Annotated in this window: 21 protein-coding genes; 11 read left to right on the top strand and 10 right to left on the bottom strand. The window is 69.0% G+C overall.

Annotated features, from left to right (window positions below; all coding sequences use genetic code 11):
* Positions 1 to 81 precede the first annotated feature (81 nt).
* The 3 genes from NL114_RS18330 (at position 82) to NL114_RS18320 (ending at position 1945) form a co-directional block, all read left to right on the top strand.
* Entirely contained in the window at positions 82 to 906 is an 825-nt protein-coding gene (locus NL114_RS18330; protein WP_254822359.1) for an ATPase, read from the top strand.
* Positions 907 to 967: 61 nt separating this feature from the next.
* The gene (locus tag NL114_RS18325) at positions 968 to 1369 is read left to right on the top strand and encodes a universal stress protein (RefSeq protein WP_254822358.1); all 402 of its coding nucleotides are present in this window, start codon (positions 968 to 970) and stop codon (positions 1367 to 1369) included.
* Between the two features lie 93 nt (positions 1370 to 1462).
* Positions 1463 to 1945 (top strand): TspO/MBR family protein, encoded by a 483-nt coding sequence (locus NL114_RS18320; RefSeq protein WP_254822357.1) that lies wholly within the window; start codon positions 1463 to 1465, stop codon positions 1943 to 1945.
* Positions 1946 to 2066: 121 nt separating this feature from the next.
* Here the strand turns inward: NL114_RS18320 and NL114_RS18315 are convergent, their stop codons facing one another.
* Positions 2067 to 2699, bottom strand: a complete 633-nt coding sequence (locus NL114_RS18315) for an MBL fold metallo-hydrolase (RefSeq protein ID WP_254822356.1) — start codon at positions 2697 to 2699, stop codon at positions 2067 to 2069.
* Between the two features lie 198 nt (positions 2700 to 2897).
* On the opposite strand from NL114_RS18315, the gene NL114_RS18310 reads away from it, so the two are divergent.
* The 3 genes from NL114_RS18310 (at position 2898) to NL114_RS18300 (ending at position 4601) form a co-directional block, all read left to right on the top strand.
* Positions 2898 to 3581, top strand: a complete 684-nt coding sequence (locus NL114_RS18310) for a hypothetical protein (RefSeq protein WP_254822355.1) — start codon at positions 2898 to 2900, stop codon at positions 3579 to 3581.
* A 118-nt stretch (positions 3582 to 3699) separates the two neighbouring features.
* Complete coding sequence (locus NL114_RS18305; protein WP_254822354.1) at positions 3700 to 3897, top strand: methytransferase partner Trm112; 198 nt, start codon at positions 3700 to 3702, stop codon at positions 3895 to 3897.
* 53 nt (positions 3898 to 3950) lie between these two features.
* A complete protein-coding gene (locus NL114_RS18300; protein WP_254822353.1) occupies positions 3951 to 4601 on the top strand; it encodes a DUF7524 family protein in 651 nt (216 codons plus the stop codon).
* 40 nt (positions 4602 to 4641) lie between these two features.
* Here the strand turns inward: NL114_RS18300 and NL114_RS18295 are convergent, their stop codons facing one another.
* From NL114_RS18295 to NL114_RS18270, 6 genes are all read right to left on the bottom strand, one after another.
* The gene (locus NL114_RS18295) at positions 4642 to 5808 is read right to left on the bottom strand and encodes a DR2241 family protein (RefSeq protein ID WP_434084098.1); all 1167 of its coding nucleotides are present in this window, start codon (positions 5806 to 5808) and stop codon (positions 4642 to 4644) included.
* Between the two features lie 171 nt (positions 5809 to 5979).
* Entirely contained in the window at positions 5980 to 6882 is a 903-nt protein-coding gene (locus NL114_RS18290; protein ID WP_254822352.1) for a CbiX/SirB N-terminal domain-containing protein, read from the bottom strand.
* A gap of 93 nt (positions 6883 to 6975) precedes the next feature.
* Positions 6976 to 7674, bottom strand: coding sequence for a type 1 glutamine amidotransferase domain-containing protein (locus tag NL114_RS18285; RefSeq protein WP_254822351.1), 699 nt, complete (start codon positions 7672 to 7674; stop codon positions 6976 to 6978).
* 183 nt (positions 7675 to 7857) lie between these two features.
* Positions 7858 to 8793 (bottom strand): hypothetical protein, encoded by a 936-nt coding sequence (locus NL114_RS18280; protein WP_254822350.1) that lies wholly within the window; start codon positions 8791 to 8793, stop codon positions 7858 to 7860.
* Positions 8794 to 8840: 47 nt separating this feature from the next.
* Positions 8841 to 10259: a cytochrome P450 gene (locus NL114_RS18275; protein WP_254822349.1), complete on the bottom strand. Its 1419-nt coding sequence runs from the start codon at positions 10257 to 10259 to the stop codon at positions 8841 to 8843.
* Between the two features lie 86 nt (positions 10260 to 10345).
* Positions 10346 to 10819: a GNAT family N-acetyltransferase gene (locus tag NL114_RS18270; protein ID WP_254822348.1), complete on the bottom strand. Its 474-nt coding sequence runs from the start codon at positions 10817 to 10819 to the stop codon at positions 10346 to 10348.
* Positions 10820 to 10904: 85 nt separating this feature from the next.
* Here NL114_RS18270 and NL114_RS18265 point away from each other — a divergent pair, with 85 nt between their 5' ends.
* Complete coding sequence (locus NL114_RS18265) at positions 10905 to 12578, top strand: spermidine synthase (RefSeq protein ID WP_254822347.1); 1674 nt, start codon at positions 10905 to 10907, stop codon at positions 12576 to 12578.
* Between the two features lie 38 nt (positions 12579 to 12616).
* On the top strand, positions 12617 to 12895 hold the full coding sequence (locus tag NL114_RS18260) for a hypothetical protein (protein ID WP_254822346.1): 279 nt from the start codon (positions 12617 to 12619) through the stop codon (positions 12893 to 12895).
* Between the two features lie 6 nt (positions 12896 to 12901).
* Here the strand turns inward: NL114_RS18260 and NL114_RS18255 are convergent, their stop codons facing one another.
* Positions 12902 to 13333, bottom strand: coding sequence for a universal stress protein (locus tag NL114_RS18255; protein ID WP_254822345.1), 432 nt, complete (start codon positions 13331 to 13333; stop codon positions 12902 to 12904).
* 276 nt (positions 13334 to 13609) lie between these two features.
* On the opposite strand from NL114_RS18255, the gene NL114_RS18250 reads away from it, so the two are divergent.
* Together NL114_RS18250 and NL114_RS18245 are read left to right on the top strand one after the other, a co-directional pair.
* Positions 13610 to 14728: a sulfite exporter TauE/SafE family protein gene (locus tag NL114_RS18250; RefSeq protein WP_254822344.1), complete on the top strand. Its 1119-nt coding sequence runs from the start codon at positions 13610 to 13612 to the stop codon at positions 14726 to 14728.
* Positions 14729 to 14805: 77 nt separating this feature from the next.
* On the top strand, positions 14806 to 15243 hold the full coding sequence (locus NL114_RS18245; RefSeq protein ID WP_254822343.1) for a universal stress protein: 438 nt from the start codon (positions 14806 to 14808) through the stop codon (positions 15241 to 15243).
* A gap of 1 nt (position 15244) precedes the next feature.
* On the opposite strand, the gene NL114_RS18240 is transcribed toward NL114_RS18245, so the two are convergent.
* A complete protein-coding gene (locus NL114_RS18240) occupies positions 15245 to 15406 on the bottom strand; it encodes a hypothetical protein (RefSeq protein WP_254822342.1) in 162 nt (53 codons plus the stop codon).
* 212 nt (positions 15407 to 15618) lie between these two features.
* Between NL114_RS18240 and eif1A the strand changes: the two genes are divergently transcribed.
* Entirely contained in the window at positions 15619 to 15903 is a 285-nt protein-coding gene (gene eif1A, locus NL114_RS18235) for a translation initiation factor eIF-1A (protein ID WP_286667195.1), read from the top strand.
* A 151-nt stretch (positions 15904 to 16054) separates the two neighbouring features.
* Here the strand turns inward: eif1A and NL114_RS18230 are convergent, their stop codons facing one another.
* Positions 16055 to 16882: an ion transporter gene (locus tag NL114_RS18230; RefSeq protein WP_254822341.1), complete on the bottom strand. Its 828-nt coding sequence runs from the start codon at positions 16880 to 16882 to the stop codon at positions 16055 to 16057.
* Positions 16883 to 16967: the final 85 nt, after the last annotated feature.

Below are 16967 nucleotides of genomic sequence, written 5' to 3'. Positions count from 1 at the left end.
GCCCGGCGGAAGTGGAGTCCCCCGTTCGGGGGCCGATTCCGGACCGTGGCGGCTTTGCCTCGTGACCACCCACCGTCGGATATGCAACTGCTCGTCGCCGGCGGAGACCGCGTGGACGCCGGGAAGACGACGTTCTCGGTGGGGCTACTGGCCGAGACCGGCGCGACCGGCTACAAACCCCGCGCGGGCAACGACTACTGGTTCGACCACGACGACTACCGCCGGGCCGTCGACGACGGCCGACTCTACGGCAAGGACGCGAAGCGACTCGCGGCGGCCGCCCCGGGTGACCACCGTCCCGAGGCCATCAACCCGGTCCACCGGCTCTGGACGCCCGCGCCGGGCGCCGGGAAGGGGTTGCTCGGACAGGACGAGCGCGAGTTCCTCGTCGACCGCGTTGGCGGGATGGCGCCCGACGAGGACCCATCGTTCGTGGTGAACGCCACGGCCGACCTCCCCGACGGCCTCGCGGAGCGGCTCCCGCTCGAGGACGCGCGCCGGGTGACGGACCTCGACGAGGCGAACGCGGCGATGGCCGACCTCCACAGGCCGGCGATGGACGCCATCGGCGAGGCCGTCGTGACCGCCGACCGGGCCGTCGTCGAGTCGTACGCCGACATCGCGCGGCCGCTAGAGGGGTTCGAGCCGGACGCGGTGGCGGTGGTCGAGCCACGGCGGGCCCGTATCTACGACGGGGAACGCTACGCGAACGCCTGCGAGGTGGCCTCCGGGAGCGCTCACGAGGGGCGACTGGAGGAACGCGTCGCACACGTGATCGAGCTGCTCGAGCCCCGGGCACGCGTCGCGCTGCCGGCGCTCACGGGCGCGGAGCGCGACGACCCCGATACCGTCGCCGAGGCGTACGGTCCGGCGTACGAGGCGTTGCTGGCGACGGCGTTCGACTGAACCTCCTGGCGGCCGGGAATCGGCGTTCGATTTATCCCGTGACTCCGACATATGCCGCCGTATGGTCACGTACCTCATCGGAACGGACGGTCGCTCGGCGAGCGAAGCCATCTGTGCCAACCTCGAGGCGGACGGCCTCGGGCCGGACGACCGCCTCGTAGTCGTCAACGTCCAGATGACCGACGATGTCGACCACATCCGGGCTGGCGAGGCCGCACTGGAGGTGTTCGAGGACCGCTTCGCGGACGGCCCGGAGGTGGAGGTCCACCAGCTCAACCGAGGGAAGGCCCCCTCGCGCGAACTCGTCGACTACGCCGACAGGGTCGATGCCGACCGGATGGTCATCGCGCTGCGCCGGCACTCGCGCACCGAGCGCGTCATCTTCGGGAGCGTCGCTCACTCGCTCCTCCAGCGCGTCACCATCCCCATCACGCTCGTCCCGCTCGACGAGGGGGCCGACTAGGAGGCCTGACCCGACCCGCGCGGAGTGCCCGCTGGCTGCCGGCATCGGGGCCGAGAAAGAGCTACCCGCTCCGGGTGCGTACACCGATGCGAGATGAGCTACATCAACGTCGACCGGCCGGGTCGGGAGGCACTGTTCGCGGTGGCGCTGGTCGTCGCGGTGAACGCGCTGGGTGCGGCACCGTCGCTGTTCGTCGGCGCGGACACCACCTGGTTCGACCGCCCCTGGTTCTTCCCGCCGACCATCGCCTTCCCGGTGGTCTGGACGCTCCTGTTCACGCTCATGGGCGTCGCGCTCTATCTGGTCTGGCGGGCCGAGGCCGACGCCCGTGACACCCGACTCGCGCTGGTGGCGTTCGCCGGCCAGTTCGCGCTCAACATCGCGTGGACGCCGGCCTTCTTCGGCCTCCAGCGCCCGGGGCTCGGCCTCGTGATAATCGTGCTCCTCTGGGTCGCCATCGTCGCCACCATCACCGCCTTCGACCGCGTGGACCGCCGCGCGGCACTACTGCTGGTTCCCTATCTCGCGTGGGTGTCGTTCGCCGCCGTGCTGAACTACGCCATCTACGCCGGGTGAGACGCGCAGAGACAAAGCACAGATGTAGCGAATTATTGATTAATATGCGGTTTTCTGAGCCAAAGGCCTGTTCTGCCTCAGGAAATCGAGACAGTACCGATCTATTGTCGGACGACCGAGTTCACATCGTCCGCGCCGCCCGCGCGGACAGTTCGATGTCCTCGTACGGTGACTGTGTGACGCTCGGGCCGTGGCCGGTGTGGAACTCGCGCAGGTCCGGGCCGACGGCCTCCAGGATGCGGTCGATGCTGTCGATGAGTACCTCCCGGTTCCCTTCGGGAAGGTCGGTCCGCCCGAAGCTTCCCCCGGCGAAGATGAGGTCCCCGGCGAACAGGACGCCCGCCTCGGGGGCGTGGAAGCAGAGGTGGTCCTCCTTGTGGCCTGGCGTGTGGATGGCGTCGTAGGAGTTGGCGCCTAGCTCGACGGTGTCGCCGTCGGCGATGCGGTGGTCGACGAGCTGGTGGTCCGGGTCGAACCCCCAGACGTCGACATCGAAGGCGTCGACTACCGCGTCGGTGTTGCCCACGTGGTCCGGGTGGGTGTGGGTGAGGACGACCGCGTCGATGTCGTCGACGAAGCGCTCGACCACGGGGACGATATCGAACTCGTTGCCCGTGTCCACGAGGACCGTCCGGCCGTCTGCATCGACAACCGACCCCTCTGGGTCGGTACCGTCGCTCATCACGTCCGCGCCGGCGACGAGGAACGCGTTGCTGGTGAAGCCACGCTGCCCCTGCGCGAGGTTCCGAATCACGCTCCACGATTGCGGGGGCCCCGGTTAAGTCGTTGCGAGTCCGTAACAGTAAGGGGGACGGCGGAGCCAGCCGCGGACATGTCCCCTGTTTCGAACCGTTTAGCGACTGCTCTCCTCCTGTGTTGTCTCGCTGCGACGGCCGGCTGTAACAGTCTCACCGGCGCTCCGTCCCCCTCGTCGGCCGAGACCCCGGCGCCGGTGCCGACCGGTGATGAACTGCCCCCCGGTGTTTCGGACTCCCGGCTGGAGAACCAGAGTGCGCTCCTCGTGGCCCACGCCGACACGCTGGCGGGCCGGAACTACACCGCCACGACCCGCCGACGCATCGATTTCACGAACGGCACCACCTACAGCCGGGTCGAGGCACGGTCGCTAGTCGCGGCCGACGACACTCACTACCTGTCCGTCTCGTACGAGGGGCGCGCCCGTGACCAACTGACGGCCCCGTCGCCGGTGGTCCGTTTCGAGGAGTGGACGAACGACTCGGTGAGCCTGGAGCGGACTCGGTACGCCAACGGAACCGTACGGTACGACCGGACGCCCGGCTTCGGGACCCCATCGAACGGCACCGGGTGGCTCGGGGGGAACGTCGAGTCCTCACCGGTCAGGGTCGAGTCCGGCTCGGACGGGGTGGTGTTGACGATGGAGCGACCGTTCGGACTGAGTATCGGTGCTACCTCTCGGGGAGCTGCCCACCACGAGGCCGTCGTCGGACCGGACGGTCGAATCCGGTCGACGAGCATCCGCTCACCCATCGCCATCGAGGGGCGGAACGCCACCATAACCAGGCAGACCCAGGTCAGGAGGGTCGATGAGACGGGCCTCTCGAAGCCGCCGTGGTTCCGGGAGGCCATCGAATCGACGGAACCCGTCGACGGGTGAACGAGACGGGTCGCCGCCCGGGAAGCCGCCCGATTCCACCATCCGTATCGCTCCTGACCGTGACCGGCGGACAGTCGCGAACGGCACTCTTTTGCCGGGGTCGCTCGAAGCCGCGGACATGAAGGAGGACCTGATGGACATCATCTGCTGTCCCCTGGACAAGCACGACCTCGACCTGGAGGTCATCCGCCGGGACGAGGACGACGAGATTCTCGAGGGCCGCCTCGTCTGCACGGAGTGTGGCGAGGAGTACCCCATCGAGGACGGCATCCCGAACCTGCTGCCGCCGGATATGCGGGACGAAGCGGCTGCCTGAGCGGCATCTGAACCGTCGACAGCTTTTCCTCGTGGCGGGGTGTCTCCCTCCCCGTGACCGACGCGACCGACAGACTCGTAGTCGATATCAACCAGGACGGCGCCCGGTCGCTGGCCGCCCCGGCCTCGGTGACCGTCGACCGGTCGTTCACCGTGGACCTCCGGAACCACGGGATGGCCACGCACGTCCATCTCCACCTCGACGACGCCCTCTCGACGGTCGCGCGACTCTCGAACGCCAACCTCTACGTCTCCAGCGAGGACTCGCGCCGTGTCCAGGTCAACGTCTTCGAGCCCGAAGACGGCGAGTACGAGCCGGTCACGGGACGGTTGAAGATCGCCATCGCGTACGGACAGGAGACACGCTTCGTCGACCTGACCATAGACCTCAGCAGCCATGAGCCCGTGAACGTTGACCCCGACCTGGCGACGCCCAACGGCGGCGGTGACGGGGCCGAACGGACCGCTGCGCGCCCGGATGGAACGGCGACGGGAACGGCGACGGACGTCTCGGGGACAGCCGGCGGCTCGTCGCCGCTGGCACGGAGCCGGACGGTGAAACTGCTCCCAGCGGTCCTGCTCGGGCTCGTCGCGGTCGGGCTCGCGGCCGCGGCCGTGGTGCCCGCGGGCACGCCGAACCTCTCGCTCGGCGGACTGGCGGTCGCGGCGGCCGTGCTGGCGGCCGCCTATCTCCTCCTCACGTGACCGACCGCCGGAGGCAAACGGTCCGGGTCCGGGTCGGGACTCAGTGTTCCTCGTCGGGCGCCTGCTCCTCGCCGGGGTCCGTCTCGACGCCACAGAGGTTCCCCTCGTCGTCGAACCGCTTCGCACGGAGGTACCGTGCCCGGTAGCGGTTCGCGCCCTCGTAGATGTCGGCCTCGCGGATGTCGTCGACCCGGCCGTCCGCGACGGCGTCGATGATGGCCTCCACCTGCTCCTTCTCGCTCGGCGTGAGCTCGAACTCGTAGGTCCGGGACTGTTCACCCTCCAGCCGGGTCCACTTGCGCGCGGCTGCCACGACCAGCGAGCAGGGCTCCCGGCACGGGAAGACGCCGTCACCGCCGTCGGCGTCGAGGTCCGTCTCCTCGTCGTACTGCCACTCGCGGCGTTTGAGACACTGGGAGTCGTCACAACACGCTTCGGCGACCCACTCGACGTGCTCGTGGCCGTCGCCGCGGTCCCACGTCTCGATGACGCCGTAGATGCCGGTCTGTCGCTCCATCGTCGGGCGCCAGTGGTCCACATCCAGGTCGCCCTCGCGTTCGAGATGCCAGTTCGCGACCGTCGCGGGGTAGATGAGGTCGAGCGCGCGCGTGCAGTCGCGTCCCGCCAGCCCGACGAAGGCCCAGCCCGTCGGGAGCGTGGGCGCGGTCTTGAGCGGTCGGTAACGGCCCCGGTCGTCGTGCTTGACCAGCTCCCGGGCTGTCAGGGGGTCCTCGTGCCGGTCGAGGTCGGGGAGCGGGGTACCGACATCGTCCTCGTGGCGGAGCTCGTAGCGACGGCCCCCGGCGCCCAGCATCGCCGTCACGGCGACCTGCCCCCACGAACGGACGATGCCCTCGCGGAGCGCGTCGTAGCGGGTCGCCACGTCCCAGTCCTCGGCGTCGCCGCTCTCCAGCCACCGGAGGAAGTCGCGGTCGGCGGGCGACCGGTCGGCCCCCTCGAAGAACCACCAGTTGTCGACGTACTCCGGGTGGTTGCTGCAGGCGTCGCGGAACTCCGACTCCGTGAGCCCCTCGCGGGTCACCTCGGGCGTCTCGAAGCGGTAGCCCGCGTCCCCGTCGCCGTCGCGGACGGCCCGGAGGCCGTCGAAGGCGACGCCCTCCTCGGCCGCCGCCACGAGCGCGGCGATGGCCCCGTCGCTCACGGTCACCCGCTCGTCGCTCGCGCTCGGCGTGTCCGGCGCGCTCACGCCACCACCCCGCCCGTCCGGCGTCGGTCCTCGGTCATGACTCGACGTACGGGTTCCCCCTGCAAGAAGGCTATCGAAGCGGCCGGACACGGCGGGGATCCAGCGGCCGGACACGGCGGGGATCCAGCGGCCGGACACGGCGGGGATCCAGCGGCCGGACGAGGCAGGGGCTCAGTCGTCGGCGGGTGGAGCCTCTGCCCCGCCGTCCTCCTCGGCGACCCGCGTGAGTTCGCGGACACGCTCGATCGCGTCACCCACGTCGGCGCCGGCGTCCGCGGCACGCTCGATGATGACGTCGGCCATTAGCGCCTCCGTCCCCACGGCGCCCGCGTACCAGATGCGCTTGCCGTCCACGGGTTCGGGCACGTCGTAGCCGTCGCGGTAGTCCTCGCACAGGCCCATGTCCTCCGGGATGTCCTCCTGGGTGTGGTAGCCGTCGGCGACGAACAGCGGGACGACCACGATGTCCTCGCTCTCGAAGAACTCCGTCACGTCGTCGACCTCCGGGTCCTCGTCCATGTAGAGGTCGCGCACCTCGTCGAAGCGGTCCATCTCGCGGATGCGGTCGGCGTGGTAGCGGATGGCCTTCGCCGAGTTCTCGTTGCGGTTCGTGCCGTGGCCGACGACGGCGAGGCCGAACCCCTCGCCCACGCCCGGGTCGCCGGTCACGGACTCGGCCCGCCGGACGATGACATCGGTCATCGCGTCGTGGGTGCCGGCGGGCCCGCAGTAGTGGATGCGCTGGCCGGTATCCGCGGCCGTGAGCGTCACGGACGTGGCGCTCGTCCCGTCCGACTCCCAGGCGTCCTCCGCCCAGCCGTCGAGTCGGAGTTCGCGGGGGATGACCTCCTCCGTGAAGTAGCCCTCGCTGATGAACAGCGGGACGACGAACACCTCGTCGGCGGTGACGGTCCGCAGGACCTCGCGGACGTGGGGCTCCTCCTTCCAGAACCCGGCCACGACCTCGTCGAACGCGCCGACCCGCCGGATGGTGTCGGCGTGCTCGTAGGTTGGCGTGCTGGACTCGGGGTTGAGATGCGACCCGTGGGCGACGATGACCAGCGCCTGACTCATACGCGGAGAGACGGGCGTCGCGGGCTTAGGGGTGTCGGAGGCGTAGTCCGCGAGGAGCGCTGCCCGTGTCGACCGAGAGCGCGTGGCCAGAGATCAGTCCGCAGCGGGGGCCTCGATACCCAGTTCGTCGATCAGCGTCTCGGCGCCGGCTGCCGACGACCCCGGCCCACGGACCGTGATGAGGTCGCCGTCAACGGTGACACTGGTGTTGGCATCGAGTTCGGCATCCCAGTTCCCGCCGACGGCCTCGACCTCGTCCTCGACCCAGTACGGCAACTTCCGGCCGTCCGGCATGATGTCGTTCTCGTCGACGATGTCCGCCTCCCACGCGTTGGGGAAGCCGGTCACGTCGCGGCCGTCGACGAGGAACGACCCGTCGCTGGCTCGGGTGTGTGCGAGGATGCCGGCCGCGTGGCAGATGACGACCCCGAGTCCGGACTCGCCCTCGACGGCGTTCCGCAGAAGCGTCCGGGCGTGGCGGTCCTGGTTCACGTCCCAGACCGTGCCGTGGCCGCCGGGGAACACGACGGCGTCGTAGTCGTCGGCGGACTGCTCGGCGAGCGGCTCGGGGTCGTTCAGGCGCGCGTCGTTCTCGTGGACCTCGAGCACGCGCTCGGCGGTCTCCGCACCGACCTCGTCGGGGTCGACGGACAGCTCGTCGACCTCGGGGGCCGCGCCCGAGGGGGTCGCGACCGTCACGTCGACGCCCGCGTCGTCCAGTTCGGTCAGCGGCGTGGTACACTCCTCTCCCCAGTAGCCGTGTTCGGTGACGACCAGCAGTGCCGAAGTCATTGTACGCTCCGATAGGACACCGACGCGGAAGAGTTCCCGGGTACCTGTGGAACTCTCTGGTTCAACGCCGAGGATTCTCGGTATAATTGCAGTATATCGGGCGTAATCTGCAACTATTACGCGTGTAGATATTATTGTCCGGAAACGGAATGCGGCCCGTGGTCGGGCGTTCTGCAGGGTGACTCAGACCAGTCCGACTACGACCGCCAGGAGTGCCGTCGAGCCCAGCATCGCCACCACGCCGGCCACCCCGACGAGGACGCGACGCTTGCGGGACTGCTGGATGTCGCTGGCTCGCTCGGCGTGCAGGGTTCCCGATTCCCCGACCGTGGCGACGCCGTTCCGGGTCACGACCTTGCCGGTCGCCGTGACCGTCTCGTCGGCGGTCAGGCGGCATTCCTCGTAGATGCGCTCGTCGCCGTCAGAGAGGTCGTGGTCGTCCCGGTAGGCCGCGACGCGGTCCGGGAGGCCATCGCGCGCCTCGACACGGTAGTCGCCCGAGCGTGGCGGCACTGACCAGCCCCGGAGCTCGAGCGCCGCCGGATCGACCCGGACGCCGCCGGTCGCATCACGCACCGTGAACGGGACGCCACCGTGGTCCGTCCGGGTCAGGCCGCGGATACCCCGCTGACCGATGCCGTGGCGCTCGCGCACCCTGACGGCCCACGCGAGGCAGGGTTCGCCGCTGAGCGGTGCCACCGTCTCGCCGTCCGGCCCCGGCTCGGCCGTCCCGGTGACGGTCACGTGGCCGTCCGTGGCGTCGATGACGTCGTCGATGGTCCGGACGCGGCGGTAGCGGCGGAGATTGCCGAGGCCGACCGAGAGCGCGAAGGCACCGACGAACAGCCCCGCCATCGCGCCGTTCGCGAGGGCCGACCCCGGCTCCCCCTCGCCCGGGAGGCCGGCTGCGAACTGGATGGTGAACACGACCGCCAGCGCCAGGACCGTCGGGAGGGCGGCCGACCAGCGGTCGATTCCGAGCACCCGGCCGTAGACGGCGAGTTGCGAGGGCAGCCCGAACAGGCAGGCGACGGCGTAGCCCGCTGCAGTGCCGACCAGCAGGGCCGGTATCAGGAAGGCGAGAACGAGGAGCGTGACGAGTGTCTCGACGGAAACCACGGCGGGAGCGGTCGGGCCACGGACACCTGTCTACGGGTAGCGGCAGACTACTCGGCGAACCGAACCGTCGCCGGGACCCCTTCGGGCGGGCGAAGCGTCGGCGTCGCGCGGAGGTCGTCCAGCGCGTGCCGGGGCACGTCCACGTCGAACTCCTGTGCGATGCGAGCCATCGCGAGACGGGCGCCCGTCAGCGAGAACTGCCGGCCGATGCAGGCGTGCGGCCCCGAGGAGAAGGGGAAGTACGCCTCGACCGCCTGCGGATTGCGGTCGTCCCAGCGCGATGGGTCGAACTCGTCGGGCCGGTCGAAGTAGCGGCCGTCACGGTGGATGGACCACTGTGGCATGATGACGCCGGAGCCCGCCGGAACGCGGTAGTCGCCCAGTTCCACGTCCTCGGTGGTCCGGCGGAAGACAGCCCACGCAGCCGGATACAGACGCAGCGCCTCCTGGAACACCTGCCCGGTGTACTCCAGGTCCGCGACGTGGTCGTGACGGGGTGTCTCGTCGCCCAGCACCTCACGCGCCTCCTCGCGGACCTTCTCGCGGACCTCGGGATGCCACGAGAGGAGCGTCGTCGTGTAGGTCAGCGAGAGCGCCGTCGTCTCGTGGCCGGCGATGAGGAAGGTGGCCACTTCGTCTCGGATCTGGTTCTCGGGATAGTCGACCTCGGGGTCGTCCTCGCGGGCGAGCAGGAGCGTCAGCATGTCCATCGAGCCGTTCTCGCCGCGCGCCATCGCCTCGCGGCGCCGCTCGATCATCAGTTCCGCGAGCCGGAGGACGCCCTCGGCCGCGCCCTCGAACTCCGCGGTGACGGGGGTGGGGAACCACGCCGGCGCGGCGGCGCTCGCGTCGAACTCGAACTCGTCGCCCGCGACGCTCATCCAGGAGTGGAACCGGTCGGCCATCGACCGGCCGATGTCCTCGCCCAGCAGTATCTCGCTGGCGACCCGCACGGTGAGAGTGGTCATCTCGCGGTGGAGGTTGCGGTCGAGGGTCGGGCCTGCGCTTGTCACCGTCTCAGCCGCACCGCCGCTCGCCGTGGCTCCCCCGTCCGCCGCGGCGGTCGGCGCCTCCTCCAGCGCCTCGCGCCACTCGCCGGCCAGTCCCTCGACGCGCTCGCCGACCGTGTTCGCGTACGCCCGGACCTGCGGCCCGGCGAAGGCGTCGCCGACGATGTCGCGCTGCTGGCGCCAGAGATCGCCCTCGCTCTGGACGAGGCCCTGCTCGGCGATCATCGCCGAGGGACCCTGCGCCGGAACGCGAGGGAAGTCCTCGGGGCGCGAGAGCGCTTCGTGGACCAGAGCCGGGTTCGTGACGATGACGAGCGGGCCCCGACCCGGGACCGGGACGGCGACGATGTCCTCGAACCGGGACTGCACTCCCTCCAGGAACCGGAACGTCTGTGTCCCGAACCGCAGCGCGTTGAGGATGCCGGCCTCGGGCGGTTTCGGGAGTTCGCGTGCCATACGTGTACGAGGGACGCGAGCGGTTAGTGGGTTTCGCCGATTCGGACGACGGCGCTCGGGACCGGATCACCAGCCTCGCCGTTCCGCTAGTCGAGGGGGCGCTCCATGCGGACGAACGAGAGCGTCTCCCGGCCCATCTCCAGGTCGAACGTCTCCGGCGTCGTCTCGTAGCCGTGACGCTCGTAGAACGGGACGGCGTTCCGGGACGCGGCCATCACCACGCGGTGGTGTCCGGCTTCCCGGAGCACCCTCTCTGCGTGGGTCAGGAGGTCGCTCCCGACACCCATCCCGGCGTGGTCGGGATGGACGTACAGCGTCTCCAGCACACCATCGGCACGGTCGACGCCGACGAACCCCACCACCCCGGCCGCATCGGTCTCGGCCACCGCCAGGTACTGGCCCGCATCGTCGAACGGGTACTGTGTGGGGTCGTCCTGTGCAGCCGCCCAGGCGTCGAGTTGCGCCGCCGTGTACGCGCCCGGTTCGATGGCCCCGATGGCGGCCCGGTGGACGGCCAGCACGTCGGGCGCGTCGTCGCTCGTCGCCTCCCGGACCTGCATACCGTCCCGTCGGGGGATCTCGAACAAGTAGCTGGCGTCCGCTCGCGGGGAACGTTTAATCACCCGGTGGCCGAACCGCGGACGAATGAGTACGGTCCGAGGGCGGCTGCCGGTCGTCACCGACGCCGGGGCGGCGGTGTTCGTCTCGGGCGTGGCCAGCATGGGCCTGGAGATCCTCTCCGGGCGCATCATCGCCCCACAGTACGGGAGCAGCATCTACACCTGGGGAACCATCATCGGCGTGTTCCTCGCCGCCCTGAGTCTGGGCTACCACCGCGGCGGCCAGCGCGCCGCCGAGCACGCCTCGACCGACCGCATGGCGTGGGCGCTGATGGCGACCGCGGGGTACGTCGCCGCCATCATCTTCGCGGGCGACCTGATGCTGGCCGCGGTCGCGGGACTCCCCCTGCCGGCCCGGTTCGCATCGCTCCCGGCCGTCACGCTCCTGTTCGGTCCGCCCACGTACCTGCTCGGCTACATCAGCCCGTACGCGGCCGAACTGGCCGAAGCCGACGGTGTGGGGCAGGCTTCGGGCCACGTCTACGCAGTCGGCACCGTCGGGAGCATACTTGGCGCCTTCGGCACCACCTTCCTCCTCATCCCGACGCTGTCGGTCGAGTACATCGGCCTCGTCTTCGGAATCCTTCTGGTCGGGACGGCGGTCTACCTCAGCTACCCGCCGCTGTCCGGGATGACGGCGCGTTCGCTCGCCGTCGCGGTGCTCCTCGTCCTGGCGGCGACCAGCGGCTCGTTCGGCTTCGCCGTCGAGGGGCGCGTCCTCTACGAGACACAGACGCCGTACCAGGAACTCGAGGTGACCCAGATCAACGACACCCGGACGCTGTACCTCGACGACCAGCAACACAGTGCGATGGACGTCGACCGGCCGACGCGACACGTCTTCGAGTACACGCGGTACTTCCACCTCCCCTATCTGCTGGCCGACGACCCGGACGACATCGACCGCGTGCTGTTCATCGGCGGGGGCGGGTTCACCGGTCCCAAGCGGTTCGTCGAGGAGTACGACGCGACCGTCGACGTGGTCGAGATCGACCCCGAGGTCATCGACGTGGCGAAGGAGTACTTCGCGGTCGAGGAGTCCGACCAGCTCAACATCTATCAGGGCGACGGCCGGCGCTACCTCCGCGAGACGAACCGGACCTACGACCTCATCGTGCTGGACGCGTACAAGAAGGACAAGGTCCCCTTCCAGCTGACGACGGTGGAGTTCTTCGAGCTGGCCGAATCACAGCTCTCGGCCGACGGGATGCTGTACGCGAACGTCATCTCCGCGGAGAGCGGGCCCGCGTCGAAGTTCTACCGCGCGGAGTACCGCACCATGTCGGAGGTGTTCCCGCAGGTCTACACGTTCCCGACGGTCGGTGGCTCGATCGTCCAGAACATCCAGCTCGTCGCAACCCGGAACGACACGCGGGTGAGCGAGGCGGCCCTCCGGGCCCGCGAGGAGCGCCGTGACATCGGTATCGACCTCTCGTTCGAGGTACGGAACCTCCGCGAGGAGCCGCCCCCGACCGACGATGTCCCCGTCCTGCGTGACGACCGTGCCCCCGTCGACAGCCTGCTCGACCCGATGGTGGGCCAGCGGTACGTCGTCCAGGAGACGACCCGGAACGGAACGTCGACGGCGTCACCCGCCATCGAGCCGCCGGCCCGGTCCCCGACGGCCACCGTCGGCGCAAGAACCGTCCCCCTGCCGACCGACCGGACCGGGCCCGCCGCCCGTGTGTCGGGCGTCTGACGGAGGTTTAAGCCAGTCGAGCGGGAACCGTCGGACCCGTGGTACAGCAGCTCGACATAGAGAACATCGCCTACGTCCAGCTGACGGGCATCGAGTGCGACGAGTGCGGGCGCCCGTTCGAGGAACGGGTGCGTGGCGGTGAGATCGGCGTCCTCAACGGCTGGACGGTCGAGGCGGTGACGGAGCTCCGGTGTCCCTACTGCGGGCACGCCACCCGGCTCGTGTTCGAGGAGGAGCTCCGCCAGTCCTACGCGGACGAGTCGACCGGCGACGGGTCGACGGCCTCCGGCACCCCGTCCGGGCCGTCGTCGCCCTGAGTCGATTCACTCGGCCACGAGGTTCACGACCAGTACCGGTACGTCGACGTTGGCGGTCAGTTTCCCCGAGACGCTACCCATCATCGAGCGGCTGAACTCCCCGCGTTCGGTCCCCATCACGACGAGGTCGATGCCCGCCTCGGCGACCGTCGCGGACAGCTCCTCGGCCGGGTCGCCGCTCCGGCATTCGGTCGTCACCGTCAGGCCCGCCGTCTCGAACCGGTCGGCGGCCGCGGCGACGGCGCGCTCGCCCTGTTCGGCCAGCTCGGCCTCCACGTCGGCCTTCATCCCCTCGTCGAGGGTGAGGAAGGCCCGCCTGTCGAGGACGTGGACGACGTGGACCGAAGCGTCGTACTTGCCTGCGAGGTCCGCGGCGTGGTCGAACACCGTCTCCATCGCGTCGCTACCGTCGGTCGGGACGAGGATGCGGTCGTACACGGATGCCGGTTCGACATCCGAGTAAATCACTCGGCCGGTTTCGTTCCGCCCCGGGCGCCGCCACACCCGTGTGCCGGCACCACACGCCGCGAGACAACGGAAGGCCTTTTTAATACAGAATATCCTACTGCCGCGTACTCATGACCACGGTTGCGGCGACCGCTCGTACAGCCGAACGATTCCGTCGTTCCCTCCTGGGTGAGTTCTCATAGATGTCCACGTCCGAGGCCGACAGCCGTCCTCTCCTCGTAGTGTCCGAGTTGGTGTTACGATACGATGATTGATACACCGTCCTCCAGCCGGGTACAGAAGTCCTTCCTGAAGTACCAGCACGTGTTCGTCTTCCTCGCGCCGGTCCTGTTCGTCGCGGGCGTCTACCTGTTCGCGCCGACCGGGACCATCGAACAGGGCTACTGGTTCGAGTACTGGTGGCTGTTCTTCTTCTTCCTCCTCGGCGCGACCATCGTGAACACCGTCGGGATCAGTGGTTCGGCGCTGTTCGTGCCGTTCCTCATCTTCATCTTCCCGCTCCTGGCGCGGCCACTCTCCCCCGAGACCATCGTGAAGGTGGGGCTCATCAGCGAGTCGTTCGGTCTCTCCAGTTCGTCCATCGCGTTCATCCAGTACGGGCTGGTCGACCGGCGGGTAGCACTCACCATCGTCGGCGGCTCGGTCCCGTTCGTGGTGGGCGGGGCGCTGCTCTCCTTCATCATCCCGGAGCCACTGTTCCACCTGGCCCTCGGGCTGGCGCTGATAACCGCGTCGTACCTCCTGTTCAAGGCCGACCTCGGGCATGGTCACGAGTCGGGCAGCGAGAGCGAGGCCAGCGCTGCGGCCGACGGGGGCGAGCCTCGCTCCGACGGTGGCCAGCGCGACCTCCCGAACGACGACGACAAACTCGGGCCGGCCGGCGTCGAGACGGACGCCGAGGGCAACGTCACCCGTGTCGACCGCGAGGGTGACGACTACAGCTACACCCGGAGTGGGTACCTCGAACGGTTCGCCAACTACGCCGTCGGTGGCACGTTCCAGGGGCTGGCCGGCTTCGGCTCGGGCGAACTGGGTATCATCTCGATGCTCCGCACCGAGGTGCCGGTCCGCGTCGCCATCGGAACCAACCACATCATCGTCGCGACGACGGCCATCCTGGCCTCGCTGGTCCACGTCTTCGGTGGCGGCCTCGTCGGCGGTCACTCGCTGGACCTCGCCGCCACGCCGTGGAACATGGTCGTCTGGACCGTCCCGGCGACGGTGACGGGGGGACAGATCGCCCCGTACGTCTCGAACGCGCTGGACACCGGGACCATCAAGAAGGGCGTCGGCGGCCTGTTCGCCGTCATCTCGGTAGCGCTGTTCCTGATGGCCGCTGGCGGTGCCGGCTTCATCGGCCTCTGAACCGCGGATTCAGCGCGCCCGGACGGCGTGGAACAGCCACCACGGGCGTTTTCTATCCGGCCGTCGAACTCCCGCTCATGTACGACGACATCCTGCTCCCCACCGACGGGAGCGAGGGGACCCGGGCCGCCGTGACGCACGCGAACGAACTCGCGACCACCTACGACGCGACGGTCCACGTCCTCTCGGTGGTCGACACACGCAACCGGTTCGAGAGCCCGTCGGCCGGCCTCGCGCCCGAAGCCTGGACCGAGCGCGAGCGCGAGCGCGCCGAGGAGGCCATCGACGAGGCGGTCGCGGAGCTGGACGACGGACTCGCCATCGAGCGCGTGGTGCAGGAGGGAACACCCAAACAGGGGATCCTCGACTACGTGGACGAGGCCGGTATCGACGTGGTCGTCATCGCCACGCACGGCCGGACGGGGCTGGACCACTACCTCATCGGGAGCGTCACGGAGGAGATCGTCAGGAAGTCACCGGCACCGGTGCTGACGGTGAAGCTGGCCGCGGACTGAGCTACCGGTCGAGGCCACCGAGGGCCTCCTCCTGCATCTCGACGAATCGCGTCGGCCACTCTGCGACGTGCGTGCGGAAACGCTCTGCGAGACGGTGCAGGACAGTGGCGACCGTCGTCGGGGCCCCATCTTCCCCGCCAGTGGGTCGCTGTTTGTAACTCATGTGTATCGATACCACGCGGACTGTCATAAATGTTGGTGGGTCATCCACCAGTCGGTAGCGTGTGGTCGTGAGAAACGGCTCCCGCCACCTGCCGACCGCGGATTCCAATCAGTACCAGCCGGTGGCACGGAGATCACCGCCCGAATCGCTCCCGTGTCTCGTGGTACCGCGGCTATCAGGAACCTTATACGGCCACACGACGTACTGAATGTATGAGCGAAGAGAGCGGGCGCCGGAACCTCCGGATGCCCAACGACGACGAGCTGTTCGCCGTTGTGACAGAACACAACGGCGGGAACCACGTCCGGGTGCAGTGCCAGGACGGCAAGAACCGGATGGGCCGCATCCCCGGTCGCATGAAGTACCGCGTCTGGATCAACGAGGGCGACGTGGTCCTCGTCGAGCCGTGGGACTGGCAGGACGAGAAGGCCAACGTGGAGTGGCGCTACGACGAGCAGGACGCCGAGCAGCTCCGCCGCGAAGGCCACATCGAGTAACGCCGTCGGCCGGCGGTCGGCGGCTACGCGGGCGGATTTCTCCATCCGACGCCGCCTTGAGCTACTACTACGCTAGTTCCAAGATCTGTGCCCGATATAGCTTGGTAATCTGGCACCTGGGATGGCCAGTCACGGAATAGCCGAGCAAGCGTCAGGGCTCGCCGTCGTACTCCTGGTAGATGACCTCGCCGCAGGCCTTGCAGTGCGAGGCATCGCGGTCGTGGGCCGCGAGGCCGCAGTTCGAACAGGTCACGTCCACACGGTCTCGGCGCGCCCACTCGCGGACGATGCGGCTCCCCTGCCACGGGATGAGGATGATGGCACCGAGGATGGAGGCGACGGTCACCCACCGCCCGGCGGCGGTCGTCGGCAGGATGTCACCGAACCCGACCGTCGACAGCGTGACAACGGTGTAGTAGAACGCGTCACCGAACGTGTTCACGTCCGGGTTGACGGCGTACTCTGCGCTGTAGAACAGCCCTGCCGAGAGGAAGAAGACGACGAGTACGGTCAACAGGAGTTTCACCGCCCGGAGGGTGTTGTCCGAGACGGTGCCGAAGAAGAACTCGGCGTCGCGGGTGAACCGGTAGAAGCGGAGGACTCGGACCACCCGGAGCGCCCGGATGAACCCGATCTCCGCCACGAACGCGAGGGCCACACCGGGCACGACGAACACGAGGATGGTGGGAAGGACCGCGAGGAGGTCGGCCACCGTGTACGGGTCCGTCGCCTCCGACATCCGTGACTCGGCACCGTACAGCCGGAGGACGTACTCGACGAGGAAGAGTATCGCCAGTGACACCTCGGCCGTCCGGAGGAGGTCCGCCGTCGCCGGCCGGAGCGGATAGGTCTCCACGACCAGCACCACGACGAACAGCAGGTTCAGGACCAGCAGCCCGATGTCGATGGCCTTCCCGAGCGGAGTCTCGTGGTCCAGCAGGTAGAACCGGACGGTCCCTCGGAGGTTGGCCGGAGGCATCGTCACGTCACGCCCGCACGCGGGCGGCCCACGTAGACCCATCGGGTCTTCCGCCCGCGGTGACATCTGCCCCCGGGCGGCTGCC

The sequence above is a fragment of the Haloglomus halophilum genome, assembly GCF_024298885.1.
Taxonomy (GTDB): domain Archaea; phylum Halobacteriota; class Halobacteria; order Halobacteriales; family Haloarculaceae; genus Haloglomus; species Haloglomus halophilum.
This window is presented reverse-complemented; position numbering and strand designations above follow the sequence as displayed.

Excerpts from the sequence above, each read along its gene's own strand:
- NL114_RS18330 (WP_254822359.1), top strand. The coding sequence starts at position 82 with ATGCAACTGCTCGTCGCCGGCGGAGACCGCGTGGACGCCGGGAAGACG.
- NL114_RS18265 (WP_254822347.1), top strand. The coding sequence starts at position 10,905 with ATGAGTACGGTCCGAGGGCGGCTGCCGGTCGTCACCGACGCCGGGGCG.
- NL114_RS18245 (WP_254822343.1), top strand. The coding sequence starts at position 14,806 with ATGTACGACGACATCCTGCTCCCCACCGACGGGAGCGAGGGGACCCGG.
- NL114_RS18250 (WP_254822344.1), top strand. The coding sequence starts at position 13,610 with ATGATTGATACACCGTCCTCCAGCCGGGTACAGAAGTCCTTCCTGAAG.
- NL114_RS18290 (WP_254822352.1), bottom strand. The coding sequence starts at position 6,882 with ATGAGTCAGGCGCTGGTCATCGTCGCCCACGGGTCGCATCTCAACCCC.
- NL114_RS18285 (WP_254822351.1), bottom strand. The coding sequence starts at position 7,674 with ATGACTTCGGCACTGCTGGTCGTCACCGAACACGGCTACTGGGGAGAG.
- NL114_RS18320 (WP_254822357.1), top strand. The coding sequence starts at position 1,463 with ATGAGCTACATCAACGTCGACCGGCCGGGTCGGGAGGCACTGTTCGCG.
- NL114_RS18230 (WP_254822341.1), bottom strand. The coding sequence starts at position 16,882 with ATGCCTCCGGCCAACCTCCGAGGGACCGTCCGGTTCTACCTGCTGGAC.
- NL114_RS18275 (WP_254822349.1), bottom strand. The coding sequence starts at position 10,259 with ATGGCACGCGAACTCCCGAAACCGCCCGAGGCCGGCATCCTCAACGCG.
- NL114_RS18305 (WP_254822354.1), top strand. The coding sequence starts at position 3,700 with ATGAAGGAGGACCTGATGGACATCATCTGCTGTCCCCTGGACAAGCAC.
- NL114_RS18240 (WP_254822342.1), bottom strand. The coding sequence starts at position 15,406 with ATGAGTTACAAACAGCGACCCACTGGCGGGGAAGATGGGGCCCCGACG.
- eif1A (WP_286667195.1), top strand. The coding sequence starts at position 15,619 with ATGAGCGAAGAGAGCGGGCGCCGGAACCTCCGGATGCCCAACGACGAC.
- NL114_RS18325 (WP_254822358.1), top strand. The coding sequence starts at position 968 with ATGGTCACGTACCTCATCGGAACGGACGGTCGCTCGGCGAGCGAAGCC.
- NL114_RS18270 (WP_254822348.1), bottom strand. The coding sequence starts at position 10,819 with ATGCAGGTCCGGGAGGCGACGAGCGACGACGCGCCCGACGTGCTGGCC.